Origin of the sequence: Streptomyces sp. WZ-12, from assembly GCF_028898845.1 — a bacterium.
In the GTDB taxonomy this organism is placed as follows: Bacteria; Actinomycetota; Actinomycetes; order Streptomycetales; family Streptomycetaceae; genus Streptomyces.
In genome coordinates this window covers 4,940,923-4,955,603 of sequence record NZ_CP118574.1, presented here as the reverse complement: position 1 = coordinate 4,955,603, position 14,681 = coordinate 4,940,923, and the positions used below count along the sequence as shown (strand labels likewise).

Annotated in this window: 7 protein-coding genes and 3 rRNA genes; 1 reads left to right on the top strand and 9 read right to left on the bottom strand. The window is 66.2% G+C overall.

Going from position 1 to position 14,681, the window contains the following annotated elements:
• Positions 1 to 124: 124 nt before the first annotated feature.
• The 8 genes from PV796_RS21400 to PV796_RS21365 all read right to left on the bottom strand — a co-directional run bounded on the left by PV796_RS21400 (position 125) and on the right by PV796_RS21365 (position 11,089).
• Positions 125 to 940, bottom strand: a complete 816-nt coding sequence (locus PV796_RS21400) for a phosphatase (RefSeq protein ID WP_274914926.1) — start codon at positions 938 to 940, stop codon at positions 125 to 127.
• A gap of 499 nt (positions 941 to 1,439) precedes the next feature.
• On the bottom strand, positions 1,440 to 2,615 hold the full coding sequence (locus PV796_RS21395; protein WP_274914924.1) for an acetoin utilization protein AcuC: 1,176 nt from the start codon (positions 2,613 to 2,615) through the stop codon (positions 1,440 to 1,442).
• Positions 2,566 to 3,828, bottom strand: a complete 1,263-nt coding sequence (locus PV796_RS21390) for an MFS transporter (protein WP_274914923.1) — start codon at positions 3,826 to 3,828, stop codon at positions 2,566 to 2,568. Before PV796_RS21390 ends, PV796_RS21395 begins: the two co-directional genes overlap by 50 nt.
• A gap of 85 nt (positions 3,829 to 3,913) precedes the next feature.
• Entirely contained in the window at positions 3,914 to 4,564 is a 651-nt protein-coding gene (locus PV796_RS21385; protein WP_274914922.1) for an HAD family hydrolase, read from the bottom strand.
• Positions 4,565 to 4,657: 93 nt separating this feature from the next.
• Positions 4,658 to 4,774 (bottom strand): 5S ribosomal RNA (rrf, locus tag PV796_RS21380).
• Positions 4,775 to 4,845: 71 nt separating this feature from the next.
• A 23S ribosomal RNA gene (locus tag PV796_RS21375) occupies positions 4,846 to 7,966 on the bottom strand.
• 304 nt (positions 7,967 to 8,270) lie between these two features.
• Positions 8,271 to 9,798 (bottom strand): 16S ribosomal RNA (locus tag PV796_RS21370).
• The 16S, 23S and 5S rRNA genes sit together here, the layout of an rRNA operon.
• A gap of 727 nt (positions 9,799 to 10,525) precedes the next feature.
• Positions 10,526 to 11,089 carry a MarR family winged helix-turn-helix transcriptional regulator gene (locus PV796_RS21365; protein WP_274914921.1) on the bottom strand — a complete coding sequence of 188 codons (564 nt, stop codon included), beginning with the start codon at positions 11,087 to 11,089 and terminating at the stop codon, positions 10,526 to 10,528.
• A gap of 190 nt (positions 11,090 to 11,279) precedes the next feature.
• Here PV796_RS21365 and PV796_RS21360 point away from each other — a divergent pair, with 190 nt between their 5' ends.
• The gene (locus PV796_RS21360) at positions 11,280 to 12,566 is read left to right on the top strand and encodes an MFS transporter (RefSeq protein WP_274919164.1); all 1,287 of its coding nucleotides are present in this window, start codon (positions 11,280 to 11,282) and stop codon (positions 12,564 to 12,566) included.
• An 87-nt stretch (positions 12,567 to 12,653) separates the two neighbouring features.
• Here the strand turns inward: PV796_RS21360 and PV796_RS21355 are convergent, their stop codons facing one another.
• Entirely contained in the window at positions 12,654 to 14,432 is a 1,779-nt protein-coding gene (locus PV796_RS21355) for an ATP-binding SpoIIE family protein phosphatase (RefSeq protein ID WP_274914920.1), read from the bottom strand.
• Positions 14,433 to 14,681 lie beyond the last annotated feature (249 nt).

Here is a 14,681-nt window from a genome sequence, read left to right as displayed (position 1 = left end):
CACCTGCACCTTCCGCATAAGACGGGCACCGGCTTCCCCTCCGGTGACTCTTCGTCGCCATGCGTTCACTCCCCAGATTAGGGGCGGGTGATGCGAGTGGGGAAGAGGAGCAGCGAACGGCCGCCTATCGGGACAGACATGCCTTATTGAGGACATAGTGGATCAGCGGACGGTAGCGAGCGGAGGGGGCCGCATCGTCGAGCGGGACCACCGCGGAGAGCCGTCCCTCGGCCCGTCCGACGAACGGCGCGGGGTCGTCGGCATCGGCCAGTCCGATCGCCTCGATGCCCAGCTGACCTGCTCCGCAGACCCAACCGTGGTCCCCGATGACCAGCCCCGGGAGCCGCCCGCAGGACGCCGCCGCCACCCCTAAAGCGGTCCGCACCGGCAGGGGGGAATGAGTGTGCACGCCCCCCGCGACCAGCGCGCCCCCCGCGCCGGGTTCGCGCATCAGCGCGACTCCCCCTACGTAGTCGAGAACCCGAGTGCGTACCCCGAACCGGGTCGCCATGTCGATACGGTGGCCATACGCCGGAGTGAGGACGGGGCAGCCCGCCGCCGAGAGGGCGTCTGCGAGGGCGGCGTAGAAGTCCAACAGCCGGTGCGGATGGCCGGTACCCAGCAGCACCGGGACCCGACGCCCGGCGGCCGCGCCGATCCGATCCGCGAAGGCGTCCAACGCGGCGATGGTGCGGTCGGGTTCGATCACATCCGGGCCGGAAGTGTGCGATGGATCGTCCGAAATCCCGCACTCCTGCCCCATCAGTCGCAGTACCTCACCGAAGGACCACTCCCGCTCCGGCTCAAGCCCCAGCAGCACCCGGGGGTCGCGGGCCGCGAACAGCCGGTACCGCCGCAGGCTCTGCTCCCGCGTGGTCGCGATCGTCCCCGCGAGCCGCGCCTCGATCAGATACGCCCGCAACACCCCGGTTCCCAACACGGGCCCCATGCTGACCCGTTGGCCGGAAACCGCATGCCCGAACCCGCCGGTAGTCACACATCCGGGGCAGCCCCGGCCCGCACCCCCTCCGACGAGACCGCCACAGGCCGCCCCTCGGCGCCCGCGCGCCGCCCTCGTGCCGACCGCGCGCTGCCCTCGCGACGCCCTCACGGGCCGTCCCCCTGCGGCGCCCGTGGCATCCCCGCGGCATGTTGATGAGCCACCCCACTACGCGCTCGCCGCGCTCCACGGCATCCCCTCACGGGCCACCCCCCTGCGCGCTCGCGGCACCTCCACAGCACGCACCCGGCCCCAGGACACGGCACGCCCGCGGCCCCCCACGACACGTCAACTCGCCCCGCTCCCGCGGAATATCCCCCGCCCCCACCCCGTTGTGGCCCCGCAGGGGGCCCTCGCGTCCCCTACGGGATCCGTTCCCCTCTCCCCTACGGCGCCCCCGGCCCCTCCCCCGCCCCCTGGCGACAGCGGCCCACGCACCTCACGGCAGCAACCCGTGCGACGGGAAGACCGCCCGCCGGGTCGCCAACACCGCCTGGTCGAGCCGGTCGGCCGGGTCGTAGCCGCCGTCGACGAAATCCCGCCACTGCGGCGCGCGCCCGTCCGTCATCCGGCGCGGCGCCAACTGCCGCGTCCGGCGGAAGACTTCGTGCCGCCACTCCTCCGGCACCTCCGACGCCGGGTCGATCGGCCGGTGTCCGGCGATCGCCACCAGATGCGTCCAGCTACGCGGCACCACCTCCACCACCTCGTAGCCGCCGCCCCCGAGGGCGACCCACCGCCCCTCCGCGTGCTCGTGCGCCAGGGCGTGGCAGGACTCGGCCACCGCCCGCTGCGCGTCCAGGCTCACCGCCAGGTGCGCCAACGGGTCCTCGAAGTGGGTGTCGGCGCCGTGTTGGGTGACGAGCACCTGGGGGCGGAACGCGGCCAGCAGCTCCGGCACCACCGCGTGGAAGGCCCGCAGCCAGCCCGCGTCACCCGTCCCGGCCGGCAGCGCCACGTTCACCGCGCTGCCCTCGGCGCCCTCGCCGCCGGTCTCTTCCGGCCACCCGGTCTGCGGGAACAGTGTCCGCGGATGCTCGTGCAGCGAGATCGTCAGCACCCGCGGGTCCTCCCAGAAGGCCGCCTGGACGCCGTCTCCGTGGTGCACATCCACGTCCACGTACGCCACCCGCTCGGCACCCAACTCCAACAGCCGGGCGACGGCCAGCGCCGCGTCGTTGTAGATGCAGAAGCCCGCCGCGCCCCCGGGCATCGCGTGGTGCAGCCCGCCCGCGAAGTTCACCGCGTGACGCGCCTCCCCGCGCCAGACGGCCTCCGCGGCGCCCACCGACTGCCCGGCGATCAGCGCCGACGCCTCGTGCATCCCCCGGAACGCCGGGTCGTCCATGGTCCCCAACCCGTAGGCGACGTCCGCGGAATCCGGGTCGACGGAGGCCCGGCGGACCGCCTCGACGTAGTCGGCCCGGTGCACCAGCCGCAGCGTGGAGTCACCGGCCGGCTTGGCGGCCACCACCTCCAACGGCCCCTGGTGGAGCCCGTACGCCTCCACCAGGCGCATCGTCAGGGCGAGTCGGACGGGGTCCATCGGATGCCCCGGCCCGAAGTCATAGCCCGTTACTGCCTCGTCCCACATCAGTCGTGCGCGGCCGCTCATGGTCGTCACCGTATCCGGCCGACGACGCGCCGAACGAGCGGGCGTACACCAACGTCACCAGGACCAGGGCCATCGGCACCAGCATCGCGCCGCGATAGCTCCAGGCGTCCCCCAGCGCCCCCACCAGCGGCGAACCGATCAGAAAACCAACGTAGTTGAAGATGTTCAGTCGCGCGATGGTCGCGTCCGAAGCCCCCGGGCCGTGCCGTTCGACCGCGTACCGCCCGGCCGCCGCGAAGGTCTGCGGCACGATCACGCACAGCCCGAGCCCCAGCAAGGTGAAGCCCACCATCCCCACCCAGGCCCCCGGCGCCGTCGCCACCACGACGAAGCCGGCCGCCGCGACCACCGTCCCGGTCCGCACCACCGCGACCGGCCCGAAGCGCCGCACCCCCAGGTCCCCCACGGCCCGCCCGAGCAACGCCATCACCATGTAGACGTTGTACGGGACGGTCGACAACTGCTCGGAGCTGCCCAGCACGTCCTGGAGGTACTTCGCGCTCCAGTTGGAGACCGTCGAGTCCCCGATGTACGCAAACGTCATCACCAGGCACAGCGGCAACAACAGCCGCATGGCCACCGGCGCCGTGATCGCCGCCCCACCGACCTCACCGCCCCCGTCCGCCACCCGCCCATCGTCCCCGTCGACGAACCACCGGCCGATGACCAGCGCCAACGGCACGAAGACCGCGACCACCGGCCCGTACAGCAGCACCAACGACAGCCTCCCGTGCGCTCCCACCCACGCCAGCGAGGCCCCGACGATCCCGCCGAGGCTGTACGCGGCGTGGAAGCCGAGCATGATGCTGCGGCCGTACGCCCGTTGGAGGCTCACCCCGAGCATGTTCATCGACGCGTCCAGGGCCCCGACCATCAGCCCGAACACGGCCAGTGCCACGGCCACTTGGGCCAGCGAGCCGACCGCGCCGACGGCCAGCAGCGCCAGGCACACCACGGGCTGCACACTGCGCAACACCGTGCCGGGCCGCACCCGCCTCACCAGATGCTCGGTGGCGACGCTGCCGACGCCGGCGAGCACCGGAACGGCCGCCAGGAAGGCCGGCAGCAGCGCGTCCGAGATCCCGTAGCGCACCTGCACCGCCGGTATCCGGGTCACGAGCAGGGCGAAGACCGCCCCCTGGACGAAGAAGCTGAGGGCGAGCGCGATCCGGCCGTGCCGCAGCCGCGCTCCCACCATGTGAGGGGGCGTCATGGCGCGCCAGCCTAGAACTCCTCACTACCGCTGGGTAGATGGATCACACGCCCAATTCCCCCTACTGCCAGGGCAGTTACCGCACCTACTGCAACAGTTGCGGCAGCTTCGTCATGTCGGAGAACAGTGCGGTGGCCCCGGCCTCCGCCAGCTTCGCCGCCGGCGTCATCGCCGTGAACCCGTACACGTCCATCCCGGCGGCCACCGCCGCCCGCACCCCCAGCGGGCTGTCCTCGACCACCGCGCACCGCCCGGGTGCGACGCCCATCTCCCGCGCCGCGTGCAGAAAAAGATCGGGCGCCGGCTTTCCACGCCCCACGTCCTGCGACGAAAAGACTCGCCCCGCTCCGAAGTGCTCAAGCAGCCCGGTCTTCGTCAACGCCACCCGTATCCGCTCATGGCTCCCCGACGATCCGACGCAGTACGCCACGCCGTCGGCCGCCAACTTCCCCAGCACCGCCTCCACCCCGGGCACCGGTTGCAGCCGCCTGCGGAACTCCGCAAAGACCAGCGCATGAAAACTGGCCTCGAAGTCCGTCGGCAACGCCCGCCCGGACCTGTCCCGCACCATGTCGCGGATGCGCTGCACCGACCCGCCCATGAAGTCACGCAACGATTCCTGGTACGTGGTCGGGTGCCCCAATTCGGTGAGGTACCCAGCGAGGATCTGATTGGAGATCGGTTCGCTGTCCACCAGGACACCGTCATTGTCGAAAATGATCAGGTCGTAGCGCATCTCCCGAGCCTACCTACCGCCCGGCAGCACAACGCAAAAAAGGCTCCGGCCCCCGAACCACAATAAGGTTCAAGGGCCGGAGCCATAAAAGAAGTTCGGCGGCGTCCTACTCTCCCACAGGGTCCCCCCTGCAGTACCATCGGCGCTGAAAGGCTTAGCTTCCGGGTTCGAAATGTAACCGGGCGTTTCCCTAACGCTAAAACCACCGAAACACTATGAAACTTAGAACAACCGTTGGTCTGTTCGTGGCTTCAGAACCAACACAGTGGACGCGAGCAACTGAGGACAAGCCCTCGGCCTATTAGTACCAGTCAACTCCACACCTTACGATGCTTCCATATCTGGCCTATCAACCCAGTCATCTACTGGGAGCCTTACCCCATCAAGTGGGAGGGAGCCCTCATCTCGAAGCAGGCTTCCCGCTTAGATGCTTTCAGCGGTTATCCTTTCCGAACGTAGCCAACCAGCCATGCCCTTGGCAGAACAACTGGCACACCAGAGGTCCGTCCGTCCCGGTCCTCTCGTACTAGGGACAGCCCTTCTCAAGACTCCTACGCGCGCAGCGGATAGGGACCGAACTGTCTCACGACGTTCTAAACCCAGCTCGCGTACCGCTTTAATGGGCGAACAGCCCAACCCTTGGGACCGACTCCAGCCCCAGGATGCGACGAGCCGACATCGAGGTGCCAAACCATCCCGTCGATATGGACTCTTGGGGAAGATCAGCCTGTTATCCCCGGGGTACCTTTTATCCGTTGAGCGACGGCGCTTCCACAAGCCACCGCCGGATCACTAGTCCCTACTTTCGTACCTGCTCGACCCGTCAGTCTCACAGTCAAGCTCCCTTGTGCACTTACACTCAACACCTGATTACCAACCAGGCTGAGGGAACCTTTGGGCGCCTCCGTTACCCTTTAGGAGGCAACCGCCCCAGTTAAACTACCCACCAGACACTGTCCCTGATCCGGATCACGGACCCAGGTTAGACATCCAGCACGACCAGAGTGGTATTTCAACAACGACTCCACACCAACTGGCGTTGGCGCTTCACAGTCTCCCACCTATCCTACACAAGCCGAACCGAACACCAATATCAAGCTATAGTAAAGGTCCCGGGGTCTTTCCGTCCTGCTGCGCGAAACGAGCATCTTTACTCGTAATGCAATTTCACCGGGCCTATGGTTGAGACAGTCGAGAAGTCGTTACGCCATTCGTGCAGGTCGGAACTTACCCGACAAGGAATTTCGCTACCTTAGGATGGTTATAGTTACCACCGCCGTTTACTGGCGCTTAAGTTCTCAGCTTCGCCTGAACGAATCCAGACTAACCGGTCCCCTTAACGTTCCAGCACCGGGCAGGCGTCAGTCCGTATACATCGCCTTACGGCTTCGCACGGACCTGTGTTTTTAGTAAACAGTCGCTTCTCGCTGGTCTCTGCGGCCACCCCCAGCTCAGACAGAAAATGTCATCACCAGAAATGGCCCCCCTTCTCCCGAAGTTACGGGGGCATTTTGCCGAGTTCCTTAACCATAGTTCACCCGAACGCCTCGGTATTCTCTACCTGACCACCTGAGTCGGTTTAGGGTACGGGCCGCCATGAAGCTCGCTAGAGGCTTTTCTCGACAGCATAGGATCATCCACTTCACCACAATCGGCTCGGCATCAGGTCTCAGCCTTAACATGTGACGGATTTACCTACCACACGGCCTACACCCTTACCCCGGGACAACCACCGCCCGGGCTGGACTACCTTCCTGCGTCACCCCATCGCTTACCTACTACAAGTCTGGTCCGTCGGCTCCACCACTCCCCTTTGCCCGAAGGCTCCAGGGCGGCTTCACGGACTTAGCATCGCCTGATTCAGTATTGGGCGCTCCAAAGCGGGTACCGGAATATCAACCGGTTGTCCATCGACTACGCCTGTCGGCCTCGCCTTAGGTCCCGACTTACCCTGGGCAGATCAGCTTGACCCAGGAACCCTTAGTCAATCGGCGCAAGAGTTTCCCACTCTTGTATCGCTACTCATGCCTGCATTCTCACTCGTGAACCGTCCACAACTCGTTTCCACGGCTGCTTCACCCGGCACACGACGCTCCCCTACCCATCACCACACCCGTTAGGGCTCTCATGGCAATGACACGACTTCGGCGGTGTACTTGAGCCCCGCTACATTGTCGGCGCAGAATCACTTGACCAGTGAGCTATTACGCACTCTTTCAAGGATGGCTGCTTCTAAGCCAACCTCCTGGTTGTCTCTGCGACTCCACATCCTTTCCCACTTAGCACACGCTTAGGGGCCTTAGTCGATGCTCTGGGCTGTTTCCCTCTCGACCATGGAGCTTATCCCCCACAGTCTCACTGCCGCGCTCTCACTTACCGGCATTCGGAGTTTGGCTAAGGTCAGTAACCCGGTAGGGCCCATCGCCTATCCAGTGCTCTACCTCCGGCAAGAAACACACGACGCTGCACCTAAATGCATTTCGGGGAGAACCAGCTATCACGGAGTTTGATTGGCCTTTCACCCCTAACCACAGGTCATCCCCCAGGTTTTCAACCCTGGTGGGTTCGGTCCTCCACGAAGTCTTACCTCCGCTTCAACCTGCCCATGGCTAGATCACTCCGCTTCGGGTCTAGAGCGTGCAACTCAACGCCCTCTTCGGACTCGCTTTCGCTACGGCTTCCCCACACGGGTTAACCTCGCTACACACCGCTAACTCGCAGGCTCATTCTTCAAAAGGCACGCAGTCACGACGCAGAAACAAAGTCTCTGCGCGACGCTCCCACGGCTTGTAGGCACACGGTTTCAGGTACTATTTCACTCCGCTCCCGCGGTACTTTTCACCATTCCCTCACGGTACTATCCGCTATCGGTCACCAGGGAATATTTAGGCTTAACGGGTGGTCCCGCCAGATTCACACGGGATTTCTCGGGCCCCGTGCTACTTGGGTGGCTCTCAAGCAAGCCGCTGACGTTTCAGCTACGGGGGTCTTACCCTCTACGCCGGACCTTTCGCATGTCCTTCGCCTACATCAACGGTTTCTGACTCACCGACCGGCCGGCAGACCGATCAAGAAAGCTCCCACAACCCCGCACTGGCAACCCCTGCCGGGTATCACACCAATACGGTTTAGCCTCATCCAGTTTCGCTCGCCACTACTCCCGGAATCACGGTTGTTTTCTCTTCCTGCGGGTACTGAGATGTTTCACTTCCCCGCGTTCCCTCCACACTGCCTATGTGTTCAGCAGCGGGTGACAGCCCATGACGACTGCCGGGTTTCCCCATTCGGACACCCCCGGATCAAAGCTCGGTTGACAGCTCCCCGGGGCCTATCGCGGCCTCCCACGTCCTTCATCGGTTCCTGGTGCCAAGGCATCCACCGTGCGCCCTTAAAAACTTGGCCACAGATGCTCGCGTCCACTGTGCAGTTCTCAAACAACGACCAGCCACCCGTCACAACCTGCACCAAGCAGACCTACACCGGGACCGGCACACCGAAGGACGAGCAACGCTCGCACCCTCAGACACCCAACAGCGCGCCCAACACAACCAGCCAAGACCCCGCGTTCCACGCCGAAGCAGTACTAACAGTCCCAAACCGATCGTGCCGAATAGTCAACGTTCCACCCATGAGCAACCAGCATCAGACACTCGCCGATGTACTGGCCCCTGACCAAGCACAAAACTTGGTAAGAAGTGCTCCTTAGAAAGGAGGTGATCCAGCCGCACCTTCCGGTACGGCTACCTTGTTACGACTTCGTCCCAATCGCCAGTCCCACCTTCGACGATTCCCTCCCACAAGGGGTTGGGCCACCGGCTTCGGGTGTTACCGACTTTCGTGACGTGACGGGCGGTGTGTACAAGGCCCGGGAACGTATTCACCGCAGCAATGCTGATCTGCGATTACTAGCAACTCCGACTTCATGGGGTCGAGTTGCAGACCCCAATCCGAACTGAGACCGGCTTTTTGAGATTCGCTCCACCTCACGGCATCGCAGCTCATTGTACCGGCCATTGTAGCACGTGTGCAGCCCAAGACATAAGGGGCATGATGACTTGACGTCGTCCCCACCTTCCTCCGAGTTGACCCCGGCAGTCTCCTGTGAGTCCCCATCACCCCGAAAGGCATGCTGGCAACACAGAACAAGGGTTGCGCTCGTTGCGGGACTTAACCCAACATCTCACGACACGAGCTGACGACAGCCATGCACCACCTGTACACCGACCACAAGGGGGCGACCATCTCTGGCCGTTTCCGGTGTATGTCAAGCCTTGGTAAGGTTCTTCGCGTTGCGTCGAATTAAGCCACATGCTCCGCTGCTTGTGCGGGCCCCCGTCAATTCCTTTGAGTTTTAGCCTTGCGGCCGTACTCCCCAGGCGGGGAACTTAATGCGTTAGCTGCGGCACGGACGACGTGGAATGTCGCCCACACCTAGTTCCCAACGTTTACGGCGTGGACTACCAGGGTATCTAATCCTGTTCGCTCCCCACGCTTTCGCTCCTCAGCGTCAGTATCGGCCCAGAGATCCGCCTTCGCCACCGGTGTTCCTCCTGATATCTGCGCATTTCACCGCTACACCAGGAATTCCGATCTCCCCTACCGAACTCTAGCCTGCCCGTATCGAATGCAGACCCGGGGTTAAGCCCCGGGCTTTCACATCCGACGCGACAAGCCGCCTACGAGCTCTTTACGCCCAATAATTCCGGACAACGCTTGCGCCCTACGTATTACCGCGGCTGCTGGCACGTAGTTAGCCGGCGCTTCTTCTGCAGGTACCGTCACTCTCGCTTCTTCCCTGCTGAAAGAGGTTTACAACCCGAAGGCCGTCATCCCTCACGCGGCGTCGCTGCATCAGGCTTTCGCCCATTGTGCAATATTCCCCACTGCTGCCTCCCGTAGGAGTCTGGGCCGTGTCTCAGTCCCAGTGTGGCCGGTCGCCCTCTCAGGCCGGCTACCCGTCGTCGCCTTGGTAGGCCATCACCCCACCAACAAGCTGATAGGCCGCGGGCTCATCCTTCACCGCCGGAGCTTTCCACACGAAACCATGCGATCCCGTGTCATATCCGGTATTAGACCCCGTTTCCAGGGCTTGTCCCAGAGTGAAGGGCAGATTGCCCACGTGTTACTCACCCGTTCGCCACTAATCCCCTCCCGAAAGAGGTTCATCGTTCGACTTGCATGTGTTAAGCACGCCGCCAGCGTTCGTCCTGAGCCAGGATCAAACTCTCCGTGAATGCTTTACCCGACTGCGTTTAACTAAAAACCGCCGGTGAGACACTCGCGTTGAGCGGAACCACAAGGAGGAATAATCCCCGTGGTTCACAGCGTCCTCGCTGTGTGCGCCTCCCAAGAAACTTGGAAGGACTTTTCAAAGGAACCTCATCCCCCACGATGTGGGGAACGGGGTATCAACATATCTGGCGTTGACTTTTGGCACGCTGTTGAGTTCTCAAGGAACGGACGCTTCCTTCGGCCTGCCCTCGCGGGCTTCCTCCGGGCGCTTCCCTTCAGTCTTGCGTCTCCGACTCTATCAGATCCTTTCGGCCCTGATTTTCGCCGGTGCGATTCGACCTTTCGGTTTCTTCGCGGTTCCAACCTTACCAGATCCGTTTCCGTCTCCGGCCCCCCGTTGGAGCGGGGTTCGACCGCTTCGCTTTCGCTTTTCGGCCTTTCCGACTTTATCAGATCTTCTTTCGTTCCGGGCGGCTCCAGGAGGAGCTGCGGTCGGTTCGAATTTCGTTCCGATTCCCCGTCGGCGAGGTGATCACTACGTTAGCGGAATTCCTCGGTGACGCCTAATCAGACGCCCGGAATGAATTTCGACATGCGGAATTCAATCCCGTTGAAGGGCCGTGCAGTAGTGAGGTGCCGCGAAGCGGCGGGATGGTCACCGCAGAACCGTTCCGGCTCTTTGGCAACTCGGAGAACACTACGGATCGGGGGAGGGTGTGTCAACCTGGGTCAGTCGAGGTCGCTGAGGCGACCTTCGGCGTCCGGCTGGGCGGCCTCGACCCGGCGCAGCAGGCGGGTCAACGCGTCGCCGAGGATGCGGCGTTCGTCGCCGGAGAAGTCCTGGAGGAGCTCCTCCTCGAAAACCGTGGCCAGGCGCATCGCCTCCAGCCACTTCTCGCGGCCCTCGTGGGTCAGCTCGACGATGACGCGTACGCGGTTGGTCTCGTCGCGCTCACGGGTCACCAGGCCCTCGTTCGCCATGCGGTCGATGCGGTGGGTCATGGCGGCCGGGGTGAGGCCGAGGTGTTTGGCCAGTTCGCCGGGCCCCATGCGGTAGGGCGCCCCGGAGACGACGAGGGCCTTGAGGACCTCCCATTCGGCGTTGCTCATGCCGAGCGTGGCGGTCTGGCGTCCGTAGGCGACGTTCATCCGTCGGTTGAGGCGCTGGAGTGCGGAGACGACCTTCTCGACCTGGGGGTCGAGGTCCTGGAACTCGCGCTGGTAGGCCGCGATCTGTTCCTCAAGGCTCGGCTCGGCGCTCGGCCCGGCGGCCGGTTCTGCGGGCTCTGGCATGCGGCGAAGTATGACACGGAAGTCATTGGCGTTGAAGTTCTTCGTCATGTAGTCTTTAGCTTCGAACTTTAGGGTCGAAGTCTTGAGGGTGTGACTGTCCGGTCTTGGACGTCCCGCACCGTTCCTCGGCTCGGCCCGGGGGGTTCCTTACTCGTTATCCATCTTTGCGACCTGACCTAGGTAGGTGAGTGTGACCACCGCGATGGGCGCCGCGCTGCGCCGGATCCAGCTGGGGAACGCGCTGAGCGCGTTCGGCAACGGCTTCACCGTGCCGTATCTGTACGTCTACGTGGCGAACGTGCGGCATCTCGGTGCGAGTACGGCTGGTGTGGTGCTGGCGATGCTGGCGATCTCCGCGCTGGTCGTGCTGCCGCTGACGGGCCGGGCCATCGACCGGCGGGGGCCGCTGCCGGTGGCCGTCGTCGGTACGGTCTCGGCGGCCGTCGGTTCGCTGGGGATCGGGCTGTCGGCGAGCGAGCCGATGGTGATCGCGTCGGCGGCGGCGCTCGGTGCCGGTATAGCGGTGATCCAGCCCGCGCTCGCCACGATGATCGTGTGGTGCTCGACGACGGTGACCCGCTCGCGGGCGTTCGCCACCCAGTTCTTCCTGAACAACCTGGGGCTGGGGATCGGCGGCCTGGTCGGCGGTCAGTTGGTGGACGAGGCGCACGCGTCCAGCTTTGTGCGGCTGTTCGCCATCGAGGCCGTGATGTTCCTGGTGCTGGGTGCGGCGATCGCGACCGTGCGGCTGCCGCGGGCGCCGAAGGTCGAGGACGCGGTGCCGTCCGCGGATCGGGCTGCGGGCGCCTGGCGGACGCTGTTCGGCGACCGGCGGATGGTGTGGCTGTGCGTGCTGGGCTTCGTGCTGTTCTTCGCCTGCTACGGGCAGTTCGAGTCGGGGCTGGCGGCGTACGCCACGGAGGTCACCCGGATCGAGCCGGCCACGTTGGGCATCGCCCTGGCGGCCAACACCGCGGCGATCGTGGCGGCGCAGTTCGTGGTGCTGAGGCTGGTCGAGCGGCGGCGCCGGAGCCGGGTGATGGCGCTGGTGGGGCTGATATGGACGGTGGCGTGGATCGCCGCCGGGCTGTCCGGGCTGGTGCATGGGGCGCAGGTGGTGGCGACGGTGCTGCTGATCTCCACGTACGCGCTGTTCGGCGTCGGGGAGTCGCTGCTGTCGCCGACGGTGTCGCCGTTGGTGGCGGATCTGGCGCCGGCCTCGCTGATCGGTCAGTACAACTCGGCGTTCGCGCTGGTCAAGCAGTTGGCGTTGGCGGTCGGGCCGGCCGTCGGGGCGCTGATGGTCGGGCACGGGATGCATGTCGCGTACATCGCGATGTTGACGATGTGCGCGGTGGGGATCACGGTGCTGGCGCTGCGGCTGGGGCGGATGCTCACTCCGGCGCAGGACCAGCCGTACCGGGCGGCCGTGCCGGCGCAGCGGGTGGAGGCCGAGCCGGTGGCCGCAGCCGTCTGATCTGAGGCGCGTTCCAGGGGCGGCGGCCGTCGGTGGCACGGCCCCGCCCCGGCCGGGCGGCCCCGGTAGTGGGCCGCGGGCCGGGGATCAGCTCTTGGGCAGGGCGAATTCGCACCAGACCGCCTTGCCGCCGCCCGGGGTCCGGCGGGAGCCCCAGGACGAGGCGATGGTGGCGACGATGGAGATGCCGCGGCCGGTCTCGTCGACGGGCTCGGCCCGACGGCGGCGGGGCAGGTGGTCGTCGCCGTCGGTGACCTCGATGATCAGGCGGCGGTCGGTGCGGCGCAGGCGTAGGCGCATCGGCGGGGTGCCGTGCTGGAGGGAGTTGGCGACGAGTTCGCTGGCGGCCAGCACGCCGAGGTCGTGGAGTTCGGGGGAGAAGCGCCAGGAGGCGAGGACGCCGGAGGCGAAGGCGCGGGCCCGGGGCGCGGCCTCGGTGCCGCCGTGGAGTTCGAGCGCGGCGTTGTGGAACAGCTCGGCGTCGTGGCCGGTGCGAACCGGGTTCTGGATGACGAGGATGGCGACGTCGTCGTCGTGGGTGGCGGTGATGCCCAGGGAGCGCAGCAGCCGGTCGCAGACGATGTCGGGGGCGCCGGTGGCGCCGGCGAAGGCGCGTTCCAGGCCGGCGACGCCCTCGTCGATGTCCTTGTCGCGGCGCTCGACGAGGCCGTCCGTATAGAGGACGGCGCTGCTGCCGGGGCCGAGCGGGACGGTGCCGGAGGTGTGCAGCCAGCCGCCGGTGCCCAGGGGCGGGCCGGTCGGTTCGGCGGCGCGGCGGACGGTGCCGTCGGCGTCGCGGACGAGCATCGGCAGGTGGCCGGCCGAGGCGTAGACCAGGCGGCCTTCGTTGGGGTCGTGGACGGCGTAGACGCAGGTGGCGATCTGGCTGGCGTCGATCTCGGCGGCCAGGCCGTCGAGGAGTTGGAGCACCTCGTGGGGCGGGAGGTCGAGGCGGGCGTAGGCGCGGACGGCGGTGCGGAGTTGGCCCATGACGGCGGCGGCGCGCACCCCGCGGCCCATGACGTCGCCGATGACGAGTGCGGTGCGGCCGGCGCCGAGGGTGATGACGTCGTACCAGTCGCCGCCGACCGCGGCGTCGGTGCCGCCGGGTTGGTAGGTGGCGGCGACGCGCAGGTCGTCGGGCTGTTCCAGTTCCTGGGGGAGCAGGGAGCGTTGGAGGGTGACGGCGGCGGCGCGCTGGCGGGCCTCGCTGGCGCGGAGCCGCTCGGCGGACTCGATCTGGTCGGTGACCTCGGCGCCGAAGACCAGGACGCCCTTGTGCGGGGCGACGCAGGCGACCTCCGGGTCGGGGGCCGGGCCGCTGTCGGCGACCTCGATGGGGGTGCAGGTGAAGGTGTAGTAGCCGTCGCGGGTGCGGTCGCCGCCGGCGCCGGCGGGGACCTTGCGGGACTTGACGGTGCGTGGCTTGCCGCTGCGCAGGACCTGGTCCATCAGGGGCAGCAGGCCCAGTTCGCCGAGCTCGGGCAGGGCCTCGCGGGCGGTGCGGCCGGCGGGGCGGGGGCCGAAGACGCCGGCGTAGGCGCCGTTGACGTAGGCGATCCGGTGCTCGGGGCCGTAGACGACGGCGACCAGGGCGGGGATGGTGCCGAGGATGTCGTGGACGGAGAGCGCGTCGACGGTGGGCGGGGTGGCGTGCGGCGGGGCGTCCTCGCCGGCGGTGCCCTCGGCGCGGGCCGCGGGGACGGTGCCGGGCGGGCCGGCGGCCGTGTCGCCGGTGGGGGCGGGCGTGGCCGAGTGTGCGGTGGGCCCGGCGGGCGGGGTGGTCGACGGGGCGGCGCGGTCGGCCCGGGCGGCGGTGCGCCGCTGGGTACCCGGGAATTTGGCGCTCCAGCGCGTGAAGATCACGGAGGGATACCTCTTACTTCGCGTCGTCGCGCGGGGTCGGGCCGTTGGCATGGGGGAGCGCCCCGTGGCGTGGCTGGGGGCGCTGTCGGCACCCTCTGGTGGAATGCAGCAAACGTCCTGAATCCTCGTGATTGTCACTCTTCGCAGATACGAGCCCACCCATGGTCACACGTCCAGTGTGGCCGACTGGACGGTCATCCGTCAGACGCCGGGCGCGCGGGCGTAGTTCCCGGTACCGCGGTGGCCGGC

What these genes read in the sequence shown, in the direction of transcription:
- PV796_RS21395 (WP_274914924.1), bottom strand. Translation starts at nt 2,615, where the DNA reads ATGAGCGGCCGCGCACGACTGATGTGGGACGAGGCAGTAACGGGCTAT.
- PV796_RS21385 (WP_274914922.1), bottom strand. Translation starts at nt 4,564, where the DNA reads ATGCGCTACGACCTGATCATTTTCGACAATGACGGTGTCCTGGTGGAC.
- PV796_RS21365 (WP_274914921.1), bottom strand. Translation starts at nt 11,089, where the DNA reads ATGCCAGAGCCCGCAGAACCGGCCGCCGGGCCGAGCGCCGAGCCGAGC.
- PV796_RS21390 (WP_274914923.1), bottom strand. Translation starts at nt 3,828, where the DNA reads ATGACGCCCCCTCACATGGTGGGAGCGCGGCTGCGGCACGGCCGGATC.